We start from the raw sequence: 18,121 nt of genomic DNA on the forward strand, positions 1-18,121 counted from the left end.
GGTTCCCCCCATTTATTATTGTCGGATTCCACAAGATCAGCTATATATCAGAGCGCCGGATTACTCCTTAACGGCCCCGAGCATAACCCCTTGAACGAAATATTTCTGGACGAACGGATACACGCAGAGAATCGGTAAGGTAGCAAATACAACCACGGATGCCTTCAGGACTTCGGGATTGCTGAGCTGCACCTGGCTGGCCTCGAGCTGGAAGCTTTCACTCGCCTGAATGACCAGATAATACAGCTTGAGCTGCAGCGGCCGGAGGGAGATTTCATGCTTGATATAGAACAGTGCGTCCTGATAAGCATTCCAGCGCCCAACGGCGTAGAAGAGCGCAAGTGTAGCCATGATCGGCTTGGACAAGGGCAGTACAATACTGAACAGGATGCGGAAATGTCCGGCACCGTCAATCCGCGCAGACTCTTCCAGACTTACGGGAATCCCGCTGGTCAGCGAGGTCTTCATAATCAGCAGATTGAAGGCGCTGAAGGAGAGCGGCAGAACCAGTGACCAGATCGTATCCATCAGTCCCAGATTATTGATGTTCATATAGTCGGGAATGATGCCTCCGCTGAAGTACATGGTGAACAGGAAAATGAAGGTGATCACCCTGCGGCCCTTGAACTGCGCCCTGGACAGCGGATAGGCGGCACAGATCGTCAGAATCATGCCCAGAATCGTGAACAGCACGGTAACAATGATCGTGATATACAAGGAACGGAGGATGCTGGCATCCGCGAAGATTTTACGGTACGCTTCGATCGTGAAGCCCTGCGGCCACAGGAACACCTTGTTGGCAATGACAAAGGAGTCCGAGCTGAGCGATTTCGATACCACATGAATAAACGGCAGCAGACAGATTAACGAAATAATGACGATGACGAGGCGGATCAGCGATTCCCAGATATCTATACGTGCTTTATGGGGAGCGGCAGAGCCTCCGGCTATTGCTTTCATGGCTCCTCTCCTTTCTACAAAATCCCATCCTCGCCAAGCTTCTTGGCCACGCGGTCAGCGGAGATGACCAGTATAATGCCGATCACGGACTGGAATAATCCGATGGCGGTTGCCCGGCTGAAATTGCCGCTCTCGATCCCCCAGCGGTATACCAGAACCGGTATCGTGGTGGTGAACTCCGTGGTCGCCTTATTCTGCAGCGCGTATATGCGCTCGAAGGAGCCGTCCATTACTTTTCCCAGCGCCATAATCAGCAGGGTTACAATCGTCGCCCGGATGGAGGGAAGCGTAATGCTCCATACCTTTCTCCAGCGGCCTGCCCCGTCCACCGTAGCTGCTTCATACATCTCCGGGTTAATCCCGCTCATCGCCGCCAGATAGATAATCGTGCCCCAGCCCATACTCTGCCACACCCCGATGACCAGATAGCTGATCAGCCAGTTGGTGTCCTGCTGCAGGAACGGAATCCGGGTGCCGCCCATGAGCTCTATCAGATTGTTAACAACGCCGCCGCCCTCACTGAGAAGCTGGTAAGCGATGGCTCCGATAATGACCCAGGACAGGAAATGGGGCAAATACAGCACCGTCTGATTGATGCGTTTGAACCGGATGCTTTTGATCTCATTCAGCAGCAGCGCCAGCACGATGGGCATCGTGAAGCTGAAGCAGAGGTCCAGCACATTAAGCAGCAGTGTGTTGCGGACGGCCCGGATGAAATCAGGCTTGGCGAAAAGATCCTGGAAGACCTGCATCCCGGCCCATTCACTGCCCCAGAAGCCTCTGGCGATCTTGTAGTCCTTGAAGGCGATAACAAGCCCGGTCATCGGCAAATATTTGAATACGATTACAAAAGCCAGCGGAAGCATCACGAGCAGATAAAGCTGCCAATCCCGCTGTAAGTAATAGCCGAATCCCTGTTTCCTTCTTAATAAAGGACTGTGATTTGTTGGTGAAGCGCTTGCAGCTTTCAACCTATTCACCCCCTCTTTGAATTCTTCTTGAATTGGCTTTTGATTGGCTTGCATTAGCTTGCATTGGCTTGCGTGGGCTTACATCGGCTTGCCTTAGCTTGCATTAGCTTGCATTGGCTTGCATTGGCTTGCGTGGGCTTACATCGGCTTGCCTTGGCTTGCCGGCCTCTGGCTTCCGGCCCGATTCCTATGCTATCCCCTTTGCCCGGGCTTGAATATCATGAGTAATGATGATCACCCGTCAAAAATGATTGAAGCCCGGCCCCCAAGGCCTCCACAGCAGCGCCATAATCAAATCTGATAGGTATTCCCAAAATTAATAAAGCGTTTTCATTTTATGGTTAGAACGTAACCTGAACTACCGGGACAACCTCCCGCTCTAATGGACGATCAATGGGTCCGCTTCCTTTCGCAGTGGCCTATTGTATTCGGTTTTCTGTGAAAATACTTCTGGCACAACCTGCGATAAACGCACGACCTTCCAATTGTGTTCGGTTTTCCGATTACATTCGGCCTACGCGGCGCTCACAGTCCAATTGTGTTCGGTTTTCCGATTACATTTGGCCTACGCGGCGCGTCCAGTCCAATTGTGTTCGGTTTTCCGATTACATTCGCCCTACGCGGCACGTCCAGTCCAATTGTGTTCGGTTTTCCGTTAAAATTTGTTAAATAAATGAACAGATTACGTTCTGTTTTTAGGCGCGCTGCTCATTTTCATGCTGGAGTTGTGCCTTGAAAGACATGTTTGTTTTCGCATACAATGGGTCCGGTTCTCTTCGCGGTGGCCCATTGTATTCGGTTGGCTGAACGTTTGGGTTGTAATTCATATTTGTATTAGAGGAGTTCTGTCCTTCTAGCGAACGGTGCTACATCAAACAAAGGCTCCTATGAACTCTTGCTCTTCGCCGATTTGTAGCCGCTTGGCGGCATTCCTTCATACTTACGGAAGAAGCGGTTGAAGCTCTGAACATTATAATAACCGACCTCTGCGGCAATCTGCTTGATCGTCAGTTCGGAATCCCGCAGCAGCTCCTTGGCCTTCTCGATCCGCAGCTGATTCACGAAATCAATCATGCTGCTTCCGGTTTGCTCGTAGACAATTTTGCGCATATAGGAGTAGCTGATGCCAATCTGCTTGGCCATATCCTCGAAGACAATCTCTTCCCGGTAATGCTGCTTCAGATATTCGGTAATCCGCTGCGCATAATTGGTCTCAGGGGTGCTGTGGTCCAGACTCTGTACAATCTCACAGTAAAAATCATACAGGTACTCCTCCAGCTCATCCAGAGTATCCATGGCAGCGAGCATTGAGTATACATTGCCCCTGCCCATAATCATCCGTCCGGTCCCGAGATGGTTCTCCCGGAGATGCTTGAGGGTCGCCCCCATCAGCTGATAATAGATGAACATTATATTATCGTAGGAAATATTGTCCTCTGCGGAGATCCGGCTGCGGATATTCTGAAGTTCTTTGTAGATTCCGGCCAGCTCACCGGCATCCAGGAAGTTGAGAATCCGCCGCTCGCTGCTCTCGGAATCCAGATACTTGCGGCTGTTCTCCTCTTCGTCATGCCAGTACATAATGGCTCCGGCCCCGTTGATCATCCGGCGCTTGATCACTTCCATCGCTTCAAACAGCCGCAGGGTCACCCTCTCGGGACCATCCGCCAGTTCGCTTACTCCAACCGTTACCGAATGCTCCAGCAGTTCGAGTGACTGGTCCCGGACTTCTTCGAGCGCCTGATGCACAAGACGGCCGTGCTCATCCCCCTCCTCCAAGGCATAATTCAGTACGATCACCATACAGCCTTCATTGTGGTAGACGCTGCGGGCGACCATTCCATCCGGGAACAGGCTCTCATACCTGGCACCCAGCAGATACCGGTGATAGCTGCGAGTCTCCACATTGGTATTGCCCACATACCTTCTGTACTGGTCGATGGCGATAACCACCACCCTATAACACGGATGCGGAAAAACCTCCATGATCCGCGGCGGAAGCTCACCGCGCAGAAGACGGTGTACAGCCAGACTGCGGGTATCCTGCTCACGCTCCTGAAGCAGCTGGAACAGGCTCTCCTCCTCCTCCTGCATCCGCTTGAACGCCAGCTTCAGGAAGGCCAGCTCATTCTTGTTCACGACGCCCAGATCGCTCTTAGAGCGTATCATCTGTACCAGCTGCCTCAGCGGCCTGGACAGCCAGGTCGCCAGGAAGACGGCAAGCAGCGTCCCGAGTACGATGATCGCTCCGGTAAGCAGAATGATATTCCCCTGCATCTCCCTTGATTTGCTCATCAGCTCATCCATGGAGCTCCAGCTGACATTCCACCATCCGGACAAGGACGAGCGGTTCCAGGCGTATACCATCCGGTTGCCGTCCAGCTCGCGGAACGTGTAGCCTTCACTGGATTCCTGATTCAGGATCTCCTGCAGGAAGGGCAGCTTGCGGCCGTCAGAGAGCAGCAGGGACCGGTCATTGAAGGAGATCACTTTGCCGTCAGCGTCCAGCAGCAGATCGTTGCTGTTGCCGGCCTCAGCGGCATGCAGATATTTGCCGATCTGGCTCTCCTTCATATTGACGACAATAGTTCCGCTTGTGGTGGTAGAGAGACGGTTGAGCGGGTACACATACGATACAACATGCTCACCCGACGCCAGCTTACGGGGAACCCACACCCCGCTGATCCCCCGGCGTCCTTCAAGCGCTTCTGTGATCCATCCGATGGATTCATAACGCGCCAGTGTCGTGATGCTGTTGTCCGTGGAGAAGACATAATCCGAATCCTTCAGGTAAAAAAAGGAGGAGTACACACCGTCTACCCGGCGGTTCAAATTCAGCAGCTCCTTGGTCACCGACAGCGCCAGGCTGACATTGTTGTAGTTGGCGTTAATCTCATCGTACGTCTCGAAGCTGCGGATGCGGTCAAAAATATTCGTCGCCGCCAGACGCGATGTATCCTGGGCCAGATTGGCAAGCGCATTCTCATTTAATCTGCGGTTGGCATTGAGCCCGGCCAGTGTGGATTCCCCGATGGCCGCTTCGGAGTTCTGTATAATCTGTGACCCGCTGTACCAGGTCAGGATCGCTGTCGGAATAGCCATAATGCAGAATAGAATTAAGGCCAGCTGCAGGAACATCGGTGTCTTTTTCATCACATATCCCCCTAAGGATTTCTCTGTACCTAGCTTGGAGCTGTCTTATGTATGTCGGACCCGTCTTTTGCCGCTGTCTCCGCTGCTGGAGTTATATGTTAACGCTTACAATCCAGAGTTTCCAACCCTTCCGTTATTGCTTTTACGCTCCCTGCTCCCCATACGGCTGCCTCAGTAATTCAATATTTTTATTTTATCATTTCAGGATACATTTTACATATGTGTGTAGGAAATTTTTTCAAAGCGGGAAATTCATCGCACTCAGCGCAGCAGCCGGCTGGCTGGTGTACCGCCGCACCGATGTGCGGATGTAGAGAGCTCCCGGACAAACCAAAAACGCCCGGAGGCATGTCAGCCGGACGTTTTTGGTGTTCCTTTTATATAGATAGTCAGCTCTACTCCGCATTCACCGCTTCGTCCTCGAATTCCTCGATGCTGTGATTGGAGCCGATCACCACCATGATATCCCCCTGATGCACATAATCATGCGCGGTCGGGGCAACAATGATGCCGTCCTCGCGGTTCAGGGCAATGATGCTGCAGCCGTATTTGGCGCGGGTGTTCAGCTCGGAGAGGCTTTTGCCGTTCATGCAGGCGGGGACCGTCAGCTCAACGACCTTGTAATCCTTGGAGATCTCGATATAATCCAGCAGATTCGGCGTCACGAGCTGATGCGCCACACGGACACCCATATCACGCTCGGGAAAAATCACCCGGTCCACGCCCAGCTTCGACAGCGCGCGGCCATGCAGAATGGAGATCGCTTTGCCGACCACCTGCTTGACGCCAAGCTCCTTAAGCAAGATCGCGGCCAGAATACTCCGCTCCATATTATCACCGATCGCCACAATACCGCAGTCGAAATTACGCACCCCGAGGGAACGCATAATCCCTTCATCCGTAGCATCCGCCATTACGGCATGGGTCAGCCGCCCGCTCATTTCCTCCACCCGCTCTTCCTGGTGGTCAATACCAAGCACCTCATAGCCCATGGACATCAGCTCCAGCGCCAGGCTTGAACCGAAGCGGCCCAGGCCGATTACAACAAACTGCTGTGGTTTCATGATTCACTTCCCCTTATCCAATTATCATTTTGCCTTCCGGATATTTATACAAAGGTTTACCCTGTTTGGGACCCAGCGCATAAGCCAGCGTCAGAAGCCCAAGCCGTCCTGCGAACATGGTCAGGCAGATCAGGATTTTGCCGACCTGCGTAAGCTCAGGTGTCAGCCCCAGGCTTAGTCCAACATTGGCAAAGGCCGAGGTCGTCTCGAACAGAATCATCAGGAAAGGGAGACCCTCCGTGGTCGAGAGCATCATGGATACCGTGACGATCAGCAGCAGAGCCAGCAGGGTAATCGTCAGCGCCTTGAACACGCGCTCCTGAGCCAGCCGGTAACGGAAGAGCACGATGTCTTCCCGGCCGCGCAGCATGGAGATTACAGCTCCGATCATCAGCGTGAAGGTCGTCGTCTTGATACCGCCGCCGGTTGAGCCCGGCGAAGCCCCGATGAACATCAGCAGCAGAATGAAGAACTGCGACGCCTGACGCAAGCCCGTAATATCCAGCGTGTTCGCTCCTGCTGTACGCGGTGCTACAGATTGGAACAGGGATGCCCATAGCTTGCTCCCCAGATTCAGCGGTCCCAGAGTCGCCGTATTGGTGAACTCGAAGATGAAGATGACGGCCATGCCTGTAAGGATCAGTCCGGCAGTCATTGACAGCACAACCTTGCTGTGCAGAGACAACCGGCGTTTACGGCGGAACTCGGCCAGATCGGAGATCACAATGAAGCCTATTCCCCCGGAAGTAATCAGCAGCATGACCACCAGATTGATTACAGGGTCACCGACATAGCTGATTAAGCTGTTGTCATGCCCGCCGAACAGATCGAATCCGGCGTTATTAAACATGGATACCGCATGGAATATACCATAATAGATCGCCCGGCCCGGCGGCATATCTACTGCCCAGCGAATAGACAAGAGGACTGCTCCCGCCGCTTCAATCACCAGGGAATAGAGCAATACCTTACGGATCAGCCGTACAATCCCTTCCATCGAGCTCTGGTTCATGGCTTCCTGAAGAATCAGCCGGTCGCGCAGTGAGATTCTGCGCCCGAATACTAAGGCAAACAGCGTGGCCATCGTCATGAAGCCAAGCCCGCCGATCTGTATCAGTACCAGAATGACCGCTTGTCCGAATCCGGTGAGATGGGTTCCGGTATCCACTACAGCCAGCCCGGTCACACATGCGGCGGAGGTGGCGGTAAACAGCGCATCCATGAAGCCAAGCGGCTGACCCGGTACGCTTGATACAGGAAGCATCAGCAGCAGCGTCCCGATGAGGATGACCGCAGCGAAGCTTAGCACCAGGATTTGCGGAGGAGCAAGCTTCAGGAACCGGAAGCCGGTGATTTTGGGAAACGGTGAAGCCAAACTCCTCATCCTTTCAGGTGTTATTATATGGGTAATCAGATCATTGAAGAATGAATGAGAATCAGGGCAAGCATACAAATTATATACGTTATTGCCTAACTTCACAAAGACTCATTTTCACAAATGGAAACAGCAGTACTGCTAAAGGGACTTCCCGGCAGCCGGCGTCGTCACGTGAATTCGCTGATTTAAAAATCCTGCCTATATTACAACATTCCCCTGTTTATTTCGGCTCAAATTCTAAATTGTTGCACAAAAGGATGCATTCTCTCTCCTTCAAGCGGGTTAGCCGGGGCCATTGTTGCAATCTGTGCAACAAGCCTCATGAACGCATGGCACCTTGGGCTTCATGTTGCACAAAGTACAATATTCCCACCGATGCAGCGTGTATTTAACCAGGTTGAACCGGCTGCACCGTCCTTCACAAGGACGGCAGCCGGTTCAGCGGAAAAGATAAGGAATATGTATTGAGCGGAGCGTATAAATACACTTATCTTTTAAAAATAACCTGCCTTCAAGCATAAGCCTGTACTTCTTCACGTAAAAGAATAATACGGCAATTTTTTGTAACTGCCCGGCAAGTAATACTATAATGAATGAATAAGAGCATTTCATTTCAAGGAGGCGTTTCATGAATCCCGTCGGCCAGCCCCTAGAGCAGCGGCCCCTTACTACCAAACTTATCCTTGCTGGAATTCTCGGACTGATCGTATTTGTCATGTTCCAGATCGCTCCCCAGCTCCTCTCCAGCCCGGGCGGGGATACAGCCATCCTCAGCAAAAGCGAAGTCCGGGAGAAAGCTGCCGCATTCGCAGCCAAGCAGCTCGGATACGAACCCGGAAGCCAGGATGAATGGGTCATCCTGTATAAGACAGACTCCTCTTTCTACGGATACATGTCCCGGGAGAAGCTGCTCACAGATTATTCCAAGAACAAGCTGGACCAGCGGTACCCGTTCGATGTTTACCATGCCGTACTCTACACGTCCGGGGAACCGGCGGCCCGCCTGGCTGTCGATCTCAATATGTACACCGGTGAGGTTGCAGCTTTTGCCGTTGGCGCCGATGCCGATGCTGCAGCCGGGCTTGATTACGGAGAGAGACCGGCAGCTTCGGCAATCAAACGTCCAGGTACTATAACCTCTGCAAGCAGCGAACCGGATCTGAGTCTCGAGAGAAAAGAAAGCCTCGCCCGCCCCTGGCTGCAGTTATGGGGGGCCAACCCCGCCAAGCTGAAGATTGAGGCTAACGCTGAAGGCTACGGGCTTGTCTATTCAGACAGCTCGGTCAAAGTAGGCGAATCCCGGCTGAACTATCAATTCAATTATCTGGACGGTGAGGTCTCTTATTTCCGCGCCGGATTCTCTGCTCCCGCCTGGCATGATACCTACGTGGCCGGACAAACCTCGCTCGCCAAGAAGCTCACCTTGTTCGGGTACGGTCTGCCTACAGTGCTTCTGGGTATTCTGGCGCTGATCTACAGTATTCTGCGCAGGAAGCACACTTCCTGGAAGCGCGGCGTCTTCCTGAGCTCGGTTCATTTCCTGATCATGATGGTCAGCAGCTATAATGTGCTGTCCGAATCCGGCAGCGGCAGTGCCGAAGCCAGAATTACGGCTGTTGTTATGTTCATCATCTACGTACTGTATAGTCTGCTGATGTCATTGATGCTCTACTTCTCCCTGGTCGGAGGCGACGGCCTGTGGCGTTCCGAGGAGAAGCTTAATCCCTGGCCCCATGCCAAAGAGCCGGGCTACGGCCGATATGTACTGAACAGTATCCGTGCCGGTTATGTCTGGGCCTTCGTGCTGCTCGGTGTACAGACGGTTATGTTCATTATTCTCTCCTACACTATGGATAACTGGTCCACCACCGACGCCAGCCAGTCACCCTACAACATGAAATATGCCTGGCTGCTGCCTATCGTCGCCTGGCTTGCCGGACTCTCTGAAGAGGCAGTCTACCGGCTGTTCGGTATCCGCATGCTGAAGAAGCTTGTCAAGAACACCTTCATCGCCGCACTGATTACCACCCTGATCTGGGCGCTGGGGCATACCCTCTACCCGATCTATCCGGTAAGCTCACGGCCGATTGAGCTGACTGTGGTTGGGCTGCTGTTCAGCTATATTTTCCTGCGTTACGGGTTCATCACCGTGATGTTCAGCCATGTCGTGTTCGACAGCATCCTGATGGGGGCGACCCTGATCTTCATGCAGGATAAGGTTAATATAGGCGCCGGCATTGTCACGATTATTCTGCCGTTCATTGTCGGTTATCTTGTGTACCGCTTCAATCCTCCGCGGGGGCAGGCGCCGGCGGAACCGGTTAAGCCTATATAGCAGGAGCTGGCCTAAGCAGGTGCCACACTTACGGCTTAGGCTGGAACAAAAATTGCGAGTACTTTCGGCGGATTGGGAGGGATTTATCCCTCTCATCCTCGCGTGCTGCCCACTTTCGGCGGATTCAGAGGGATTTATCCCTCTCATCCTCGCGTGCTGCCCACTTTCGGCGGATTCAGAGGGATTTATCCCTCTCATCCTCGCGTGCAGCCCACTTTCGACGGATTCAGAGGGATTTATCCCTCTCATCCTCACGTGAAGGCCACTTTCGGCGGATTCAGAGGGATTTATCCCTCTCATTCTCGCGTGCTGCCCACTTTCGACGGATTCAGAGGGATTTATCCCTCTCATACTCACGTGAAGGCCACTTTCGGCGGATTCAGAGGGATTTATCCCTCTCATCCTCGCGTGCTGCCCACTTTCGGCGGATTCAGAGGGATTTATCCCTCTCATCCTCGCGTGCTGCCCACTTTGGGCTTATTCGAGTGTACTTTTGCTCCTCATTCCTGCTGGAACCAAACAGCCACGGCAACGCCTCCTTATACCAGGAAGGCGCAGCCGTGGCTGTTTGTAAACTTTTTATTCTATTATAAGGACGGCTCCTCGTCCTTGAGTGCCTCCAGAATCTGACCGGCCAGCTTCTCGCCGATGGACAGCACCTTGAAATCCTCGACGGAAGCTTCCTTAATCTTCTTCAGCGAACCGAAATGCTTGAGCAGCAGCTTCCGGCGTTTATCCCCGATCCCCGGAATCGAATCCAGCTTCGAGGTGACCATCGACTTGCCGCGCTGCTCCCGGTGGAACGTAATAGCGAACCGGTGAACCTCATCCTGGATACGCTGCAGGAGATAGAACTCCTGGCTGTCTCTGGCGAGCGAGACCGGCTCGGCAGCGTCGCCAACCAGCAGTTGGGCCGTTCTATGCTTGTCATCCTTGACCAGCCCGCAGACCGGAATGAACAGTCCCAGCTCATTCTGCAAAATATCAATCGCTGAAGAGATCTGGCCTTTGCCCCCGTCCACTACGATCAGGTCAGGCTGCGGCAGATTCTCCTTCAGCACCCGTTCATAACGCCGCCGGATGACCTCGCGCATCGTCTCATAATCATCCGGCCCCTGAACGGTGCGGACCTTATATTTGCGGTATTCCTTGCGGGCAGGCTTCCCGTCGATGAAGACCACCATAGCCGAGACCGGATTGGCCCCCTGGATATTCGAGTTATCAAAAGCTTCAATCCGGTTAAGCGACGCAAGCCCCAGGCTCTGTCCCAGACTGCTGGCCGCCCCCGAGGTGCGCTCCTCATCCCGCTCAATCAGGCGGAACTTCTCATTCAGCGCCACCCGGCTGTTCTGGCAGGCCATGCCAACCATTTGCTTCTTGAGCCCGCGCTGCGGCACCAGCACCTTGATGCCCAGCCATTCCTGCAGGGCTGCTGCCCCTCCGGCCGCATCCACGGTCCCTTCAGCAGCCGCTTCCTGCTCCAGTTCCGCCTGCTCCTGTGCCGCTTCCGCCGCTGCGCCCGGCCCTGCTGCCCCGGACAGATCAGCCGCAAGCCCCTCACCAGCGGCCGCCCCGCGGGATAACTCTCCGGCCTCCGACTCGTCCTCTGCGCCCAAGGCTGCCATCAGCGCCTGTCCACTCGGCATTCCCCCCGCCTCCGGTCCGCCGCTTCCCTGACCAGCGGCGCTGCCTGCTTCCGGCTGGAGCATCCCGGCACTTGCCATATCCGGCAGGAGAATCTCCTGCGGAAGGGCAGGATTGTCGCTGTAATACTGCGTCACATAGGACATGAAGTCACTGTACGCTTCCCCGTAGAACGGAAAAGCTGACGAGTGGCGCTGAATCATTTTACCCTGCCGCATGTACAGGATCTGCACACACATCCAGCCCTTATCCACCGCATAACCGAAGACGTCACGGTCCTTGGTATCGGCCGTATTGATCTTCTGCTTCTCCATCACGGCGTCAATGTGCATAATCTGGTCGCGCAGCTCCTTGGCCCGCTCGAAATACAGCTCCTCGGCAGCCTCCTGCATCTTCTTCTGCAGATCCTTCTTCACCGCGTCATGTCCCCCGCCGAGGAAGGATGAGATATTCTGGATGATCTCCTCGTACGCAGACTTCGGCACTTCCTTCTCGCACGGCGCCAGGCATTGACCCATGTGATAGTACAGGCAGACCTCCTTCGGCATTACCCCGCATTTGCGCAGCGGATACATCCGGTCCAGCAGCTTCTTCGTCTGCTGGGCCGCGTAGCTGTTCGGATACGGGCCGAAATATTTAGCTTTATCTTTCAGCACCCGGCGGGTAACCTCCAGGCGCGGATGGGCTTCGTTGGTTATTTTGAGATAAGGAAAGGTCTTGTCATCCTTCAGCAGCACGTTGTAGCGCGGCATATGCTTCTTGATCAGATTACACTCCAGAATGAGTGCTTCCATATTGCTCGACGTCACGATATATTCGAAATCCACAATATTGGCGACAAGCCGCTGCGTCTTCCCGTTATGGCTGCCGGTAAAATAAGAACGCACGCGGTTCTTCAGCACCTTGGCCTTGCCCACATATATAATCGTACCCTCTTGATTCTTCATCAGATAGCAGCCGGGCAGATCGGGCAGCAGCGCAAGCTTGTTGCGGATATTATCCATATAATCCATAAGTTCTCCCCCACCTGTTACTACAGCGTTATAAGGTAAGTGTAGAATAGAATGTACTACAGATTCAAGCCTAAATATAGAACATCCGTTTGTATTGGACACACAAAGCGCCTTCGGTAGACCGAAGGCGCTTTGTGTGAAGGGGCCGTAGGCCCCGGTTACAGCAGGTTATAATCAATTATTGATGTTTGGCTACGATATTCTTAAGGGAGTCCTTGGAGTTCAGTCCTACGACTTTGTCCACAGGCTGACCGTCTTTGAAGAAGATCAGAGTAGGAATACTCATTACTCCAAAACGGGAAGCTGTCTCAGGATTCTCATCAACATTCAATTTAGCGATCTTCACATCGTCTCCTAGCTCGGTGGACAATTCCTCGAGAATAGGGGCAAGCATTTTGCAAGGGCCGCACCAAGGTGCCCAGAAATCTACTACTACAGTACCTTGACCTTCCACTTCGTTCACGAAGGATTGGTCAGACACGTTCACGATAGCCATGATATTGTTCCTCCTCAAAAAGTTTTGTTGAGCTTAAGCTGTACGAAATAACTTCCGCTTCTCTAGCCTGAGCCAAGTCTGCCGAAATTACTCCGAGAATATAGCGGGATAAAATGCTTCATGTAATATGATAACCAGATTATCATTTACCGACACATCCCCAGTATAACATAAATACAATGCATTTGTTATATATTTCAGAAAATTATATTGTATAAAATTAATTCGTGCATCTTATTGTAGCGCGGATCTTCTCTTTACATCTTCCTGGCAAGTTCGTATACTTGAAGAAAACGCATTAATTGTCAATGACTTCTCTCACACATGTATAACTGTACCCCACTTTATGCAGTCATGCAACAGCAAGGAGGAAGAAGCGATGGACGTCAATGTCAACGCACAGGTCCGTGACCCGCGGGAGCATATTAACGAGGAGCCCCGCAACGATCTTGGTGATCTGCTGGTCGGTTTCTTCGGAATGACCGGCTTCATGACCGTGGTATTCTTCGGAATGGTCATCATCAAGTTTTTGTCCGAGTAGTCAGGTTAGAAGGCTGGAAGTCCGGCTGTTTCGCTCTGTTCCGAGCGGGATGCCGGATTTTTTTTGCGTTCCAGGAAGAAGCGCCCGAAATAACATAAATTCACAATTTTATAAAAAGAAAACACATTTTTGTTTCCACGGAGCCATGTTACTCTTTATGCGAAAGCGCTTTTATATAATCCATTAAGGAGGCAAGAAGGATGAAAAAGCTATTGGGCATGGCTGTAGCAGGGGTATTGGCATCTGCGCTCTATTCCCCGGTATCATTTGCCGACAACCCTGTGGTACAAACCATCTATACGGCGGACCCGGCTCCGCTGGTATACAACGACACAGTATACCTGTACACCGGACATGACGAAGACAACTCGACCTACTATACGATGAATGATTGGAGGGTCTACTCTTCCAAGGACATGGCGAACTGGACAGATCACGGGTCGCCGTTATCCTACAAGGCTTTCAGCTGGGCAAGCGGAGAAGCATGGGCAAGCCAGGTGATAGAGCGCAACGGTAAATTTTATTTCTATGTGACGGTTAAAAGCACTTCGCTCGGGCGCCCCGCCATCGGAGTCGCCGTTGCAAACAGTCCCACCGGCCCGTTCGTCGACGCCATCGGCAAACCGCTGGTATCCAGCAGCTGGGGCGACATTGACCCGTCGGTCTATATAGACAGTGACGGCCAGGCCTATCTCTATTGGGGGAATCCGGCACTGAAATATGTGAAGCTCAACCCGGATATGATCTCTTATAACCAGAGTACCGGAATTGTCCAGGTGCCTATGACCACAGCGGGCTTCGGTGTACGGAGCGGCAATGCCGACAGACCGACTCTGTACGAAGAAGGACCCTGGTTCTACAAACGCGGCAGCTTATACTATATGGTCTATGGAGCAAGCGGAATTCCCGAGAATATCGCCTATTCTACCAGTTCTTCTCCTACAGGCCCGTGGACGTACAGAGGAATCATTATGCCTACACAGGGCGGAAGCTTCACGAATCACCCCGGCATCATAGATTTCAAAGGGCGCTCCTATTTCTTTTATCATAATGGCGCACTGCCTGGAGGAGGGGGCTTCACCCGGTCGGTCGCTGTCGAACAATTCAACTACAACGCCGACGGCAGCTTCCCGGCCATCAACATGACAACCGCCGGGCCGCAGGCCCTAGCGAATCTTAATCCCTATGTCAGAACACAGGCCGAGACGGGCGCGTGGGCATCCGGGGTAGAGACCGAGACCACCTCTGACACGGACGGCGGGATGAATGTAGGCTTCATAGATCACGGGGATTTCATCAAAATTAAAAATGTGAACTTCGGCGCTGGAGCCGCAGCCTTCGAGGCGAGAGTGGCTTCGGCAGGCAGCGGCGGTACTATCGAGCTGCGGCTGGACAGCCCCACAGGAACACTGATCGGCACCTGCGCGGTCCAGAATACAGGAGGCTGGCAAAGCTGGAAGACCACAACCTGCGCAGTGAGCGGCGCAAACGGGACTCACGACCTCTACCTGAAATTCACGGGCGGCAGCGGGTACCTGTTCAATATCAATTGGTGGAAATTCAGCGCCAGCTGAAATAGAAACGGAGTAGGATCAATGTGAGCACTTGTGTGGACGCTCCGCGAACGGCCCGTTGTTCCAATCGCTGTGGTCTCCAGATTTTATTTATATTCCTAAGTGGTAAAAATCCGGAGACCAAGGCGACCGCTGCCGCTTTTCCACAATCAGTCCGTCCGCTCCGCTGTTTAAATGGAAAAAGTTTCTTCAAACCTTTCTAAAATCACCTTATTCATCGTGATGCTGCCGTTAAACGGCTGGGTGACATCATTTTACGCTGCCTATCCCTGCGGTGGCTGCGACAGCCAAAAACAAAAAAACAGCGATTCTCCAATAACAGGAGTCGCTGTTTATTTAATGTTTGAAGCTTTTGAGAAATTTCTACTAACCTCTGGCTCTGCCCCGCTGATTCTCCCCATGCAGGGGAATAACCTCCACAAACGGGGCGATCCGGTCCATCAGCCGCTGGCCTTTATAAGCCTCTTCGCCATCCTTGCTGGTGATGCTGAGATGCTTCTCCAGCCCGTCCAGCGGATAATTCGAGGTGTAGAAGGTGGGTTTGCGGTTCATCCGGTAGTTCAGGATCGCTCCCAGCACATGGTCACGGGCCCAGGGATTCAGGTTCTCCGCGCCAATGTCGTCAAATATAAGCAGATCGCAATTCTTCATCGTATCAACCATTTCCTTGAGCTTCTGGTTATCCATCATGATCAGCTTCAATTCCTCAATGAAATCGGGCATATACACGATCACACCGCTATAGCCTGAGATCGCAAGCTCATGGAGCAGGTAGCACATCAGGAAAGTTTTGCCCGTCCCGAAGCTGCCCTGCAGATAGATTCCGCGTGAAGTCAGACCCTCCGCCCGCACTGCTGCAATATAGTCAAATATCTTATTCACGGCTGAGGCCCGCCGGGGGTCCTTGCCCATTATATCCATCTCATCATATCCGCCGTTCAGCACCCGCTCGTCCACATAGAAGCTGCGAATCCGCTTGCGGATATTATCCTGGTTATCCTGTGCGATCTTAAGCTTGCACGGGGTTTTGCGTTCATATAGATCCGTTACACCGTTCACCGTCTCCACCGTAAGCTTGCTGTAGTGTCCCTGGAAGTCATTAGGACAATTCGCAAGGCCAGGACAGTTCTTACAGTGCCGGTCCTCCTCGACATACTGGTACAGACGGCTTAAGTGCAGCCGCAGCCGGGACTCGTCCAGCTCGGGATGCTCAGCCTGGAGCTCCTTGACCAGGGGATGATTCAGCAGGGTCTGCTCCAGGTCACGGGAGCGCTGGCGCAGAGCAGGGTTGTTCATCGAACGCAGCACTTCGCCCATGGACTCCATCGCTGCACCTCACTTTCTTCAGGGCGTTCTCAGAACGCCTTTTTTCTTACTGGCCTTGATCTCGGCCGCTTTCTTCATCATCGCCGCGAATTCCTCTTCCGATACCGTTCCGGCACTGCCGTCATCAAGCACAATCGGGATCTCCTGCTTGCCGGAACGCCCGCCGTTCTTCGTATACGAACGCTGCCGGGTTCCCGGGGCGCCTGTGCCGGACGAGGCGGAAGCCGCCCCTTTGCCCTTCACTTTGGACTGGTCGCGGATATAACGCACGGCCTTCTCGTAAGTATTCACCTGCTTCACCAGCATATTGGAGGCAATCGCCTCCACGAAGTTGCGGTTCATCCGCTGATCGCCGCCCGAAGCCACCATCGTCATCAGGTAATGGATCAGCACGTTGATCACTTCACCGTTCAGCTTATAGTTCAGATCAATCTTCTCGAAGATATCCATTAGCTGGCCCGGAACCGCCCCGGGGAAGAACGTCTGCAACAGGCGTGTATAAGGCTCGTTGCGCAGCATCATATTATATTGGTGAATGTCACATTTGGACAGAAATTGCGGAGGCACTTCTACATAAAATTCCATTTCGACCGATTGTTCCACCGGCGCGCCGGAAGGATCACTCTCGTCAACGGCAGAACGCAGCGATACCACCTTGGCCGCGGCGATCTCTCTTTTCTCCTGGCGCTTCAGATCCTGGCGGAAATGCTGGCTCGCCTTGTATTGCAATGTATCCAGAATCACCTCTCCGTCCGGCGTGAAGACATCGTCCTCATCCAGCAGACGGCAGACATCCTGCGGGCCAAGCTCGTATTTGTGGGCCACATAATTAATCACGCCCATCTGATTATGGTCAAACCGCAGCTTCTCCACATGGGCACGGTTAACCGATTCGCGCGGAAAGCGCAGAATAATGTCGCTGTAGGCTATATCCGGCTCACCCGCCAGCGTTATGCCAGGCTGACGCACGGAGGCCACCTCGGCCAATGCCTGCTCCAGCTCATAATCAATCACATGAGTATTCAGCTCAAAAATATCGTAGAAGGGCAGCGATATATTCTCTTTACCGACCGAACGCCGGCTCCATTCCTCCGGTTCCCGGTTCCAGAACTGCTCACGCAGCGACAATACGGCAAATTTGCCGATCTTATCCCGGAGCAGCAGCGTCAAATGCTGGGTCGCAAAAAAATCAGCCGGTGACAGCGGCGGCATTAGTTCATACTCATACATATAATCATCGTTCTCCGCGGCATAAATCCGGGAGGTCTGCAGCAGTCCCACCGCTTCCAGACGGGAAGCCTGGTCTACCAGGTATTTCCGGCCCTTCTCGTTGGGTTCAACGCCCAGGGTCATAAAGAGCCTGCGCTGCTGCTCCACACCGGAATAACCGATCGACTCCGCCGGAATATGCTCGAACAGCAATCTGTACAGGCTGATGGCGAACGCGCCTACCATCGGCTGATAGACTGAACCAAGCATACGTCCGTCCAGATGACTTAGACCGAATTCGCGGGAAACGCAGTACCGATGATGTTCGGTGAAATGATGCAGGTTGCTCATACGCATCTGCGGATACCTCCCCCTCTTCTATACGAATTCATATAGATTTCTATTCTATCACAAAACACCCGGCCGGAAATGTAAAAAAAGACCCAAAAAAACGGCT

12 protein-coding genes are annotated in these 18,121 nt (G+C 53.0%); 3 read left to right on the forward strand and 9 right to left on the reverse strand.

Annotated elements, in window-relative coordinates; all coding sequences use genetic code 11:
- Positions 1-60: 60 nt before the first annotated feature.
- The 5 genes from KDC22_RS27415 to KDC22_RS27435 form a co-directional block, all read right to left on the reverse strand.
- Positions 61-960: a carbohydrate ABC transporter permease gene (locus tag KDC22_RS27415; protein ID WP_211721018.1), complete on the reverse strand. Its 900-nt coding sequence runs from the start codon at positions 958-960 to the stop codon at positions 61-63.
- 14 nt (positions 961-974) lie between these two features.
- The gene (locus KDC22_RS27420) at positions 975-1,931 is read right to left on the reverse strand and encodes an ABC transporter permease (RefSeq protein WP_425516972.1); all 957 of its coding nucleotides are present in this window, start codon (positions 1,929-1,931) and stop codon (positions 975-977) included.
- An 885-nt stretch (positions 1,932-2,816) separates the two neighbouring features.
- Positions 2,817-5,084, reverse strand: a complete 2,268-nt coding sequence (locus tag KDC22_RS27425) for an AraC family transcriptional regulator (RefSeq protein ID WP_211721020.1) — start codon at positions 5,082-5,084, stop codon at positions 2,817-2,819.
- A gap of 395 nt (positions 5,085-5,479) precedes the next feature.
- Positions 5,480-6,148, reverse strand: a complete 669-nt coding sequence (locus KDC22_RS27430; RefSeq protein ID WP_173131782.1) for a potassium channel family protein — start codon at positions 6,146-6,148, stop codon at positions 5,480-5,482.
- Between the two features lie 13 nt (positions 6,149-6,161).
- The gene (locus KDC22_RS27435; RefSeq protein ID WP_246553040.1) at positions 6,162-7,523 is read right to left on the reverse strand and encodes a TrkH family potassium uptake protein; all 1,362 of its coding nucleotides are present in this window, start codon (positions 7,521-7,523) and stop codon (positions 6,162-6,164) included.
- Positions 7,524-8,154: 631 nt separating this feature from the next.
- Between KDC22_RS27435 and KDC22_RS27440 the strand changes: the two genes are divergently transcribed.
- Positions 8,155-9,861 carry a CPBP family intramembrane glutamic endopeptidase gene (locus tag KDC22_RS27440; protein ID WP_211721022.1) on the forward strand — a complete coding sequence of 569 codons (1,707 nt, stop codon included), beginning with the start codon at positions 8,155-8,157 and terminating at the stop codon, positions 9,859-9,861.
- A gap of 587 nt (positions 9,862-10,448) precedes the next feature.
- On the opposite strand, the gene uvrC is transcribed toward KDC22_RS27440, so the two are convergent.
- Both uvrC and trxA read right to left on the reverse strand, forming a co-directional pair.
- Positions 10,449-12,518, reverse strand: a complete 2,070-nt coding sequence (gene uvrC, locus KDC22_RS27445; protein WP_211721023.1) for an excinuclease ABC subunit UvrC — start codon at positions 12,516-12,518, stop codon at positions 10,449-10,451.
- 178 nt (positions 12,519-12,696) lie between these two features.
- Positions 12,697-13,014 carry a thioredoxin gene (gene trxA, locus KDC22_RS27450; protein WP_036701616.1) on the reverse strand — a complete coding sequence of 106 codons (318 nt, stop codon included), beginning with the start codon at positions 13,012-13,014 and terminating at the stop codon, positions 12,697-12,699.
- Between the two features lie 379 nt (positions 13,015-13,393).
- Between trxA and KDC22_RS27455 the strand changes: the two genes are divergently transcribed.
- A complete protein-coding gene (locus tag KDC22_RS27455; protein WP_173131770.1) occupies positions 13,394-13,555 on the forward strand; it encodes a YqzM family protein in 162 nt (53 codons plus the stop codon).
- A gap of 200 nt (positions 13,556-13,755) precedes the next feature.
- Positions 13,756-15,129, forward strand: coding sequence for a glycoside hydrolase family 43 protein (locus tag KDC22_RS27460; protein ID WP_211721024.1), 1,374 nt, complete (start codon positions 13,756-13,758; stop codon positions 15,127-15,129).
- Between the two features lie 366 nt (positions 15,130-15,495).
- Here the strand turns inward: KDC22_RS27460 and dnaI are convergent, their stop codons facing one another.
- Positions 15,496-16,455 (reverse strand): primosomal protein DnaI, encoded by a 960-nt coding sequence (gene dnaI / locus KDC22_RS27465; protein ID WP_173131764.1) that lies wholly within the window; start codon positions 16,453-16,455, stop codon positions 15,496-15,498.
- Positions 16,456-16,473: 18 nt separating this feature from the next.
- Complete coding sequence (locus tag KDC22_RS27470) at positions 16,474-18,021, reverse strand: replication initiation and membrane attachment family protein (protein WP_211721025.1); 1,548 nt, start codon at positions 18,019-18,021, stop codon at positions 16,474-16,476.
- Between the last annotated feature and the right edge of the window lie 100 nt (positions 18,022-18,121).

It is taken from the genome of Paenibacillus tritici (genome assembly GCF_018207515.1).
Classification (GTDB): domain Bacteria; phylum Bacillota; class Bacilli; order Paenibacillales; family Paenibacillaceae; genus Paenibacillus_AQ; species Paenibacillus_AQ tritici.

Bases quoted from the DNA above. Each gene is read 5' to 3' on its own strand.
- trxA (WP_036701616.1), bottom strand. From the start codon at position 13,014: ATGGCTATCGTGAACGTGTCTGACCAATCCTTCGTGAACGAAGTGGAA.
- KDC22_RS27415 (WP_211721018.1), bottom strand. From the start codon at position 960: ATGAAAGCAATAGCCGGAGGCTCTGCCGCTCCCCATAAAGCACGTATA.
- KDC22_RS27440 (WP_211721022.1), top strand. From the start codon at position 8,155: ATGAATCCCGTCGGCCAGCCCCTAGAGCAGCGGCCCCTTACTACCAAA.
- KDC22_RS27470 (WP_211721025.1), bottom strand. From the start codon at position 18,021: ATGCGTATGAGCAACCTGCATCATTTCACCGAACATCATCGGTACTGC.
- KDC22_RS27455 (WP_173131770.1), top strand. From the start codon at position 13,394: ATGGACGTCAATGTCAACGCACAGGTCCGTGACCCGCGGGAGCATATT.
- dnaI (WP_173131764.1), bottom strand. From the start codon at position 16,455: ATGGAGTCCATGGGCGAAGTGCTGCGTTCGATGAACAACCCTGCTCTG.
- KDC22_RS27425 (WP_211721020.1), bottom strand. From the start codon at position 5,084: ATGAAAAAGACACCGATGTTCCTGCAGCTGGCCTTAATTCTATTCTGC.
- KDC22_RS27460 (WP_211721024.1), top strand. From the start codon at position 13,756: ATGAAAAAGCTATTGGGCATGGCTGTAGCAGGGGTATTGGCATCTGCG.
- KDC22_RS27430 (WP_173131782.1), bottom strand. From the start codon at position 6,148: ATGAAACCACAGCAGTTTGTTGTAATCGGCCTGGGCCGCTTCGGTTCA.
- uvrC (WP_211721023.1), bottom strand. From the start codon at position 12,518: ATGGATTATATGGATAATATCCGCAACAAGCTTGCGCTGCTGCCCGAT.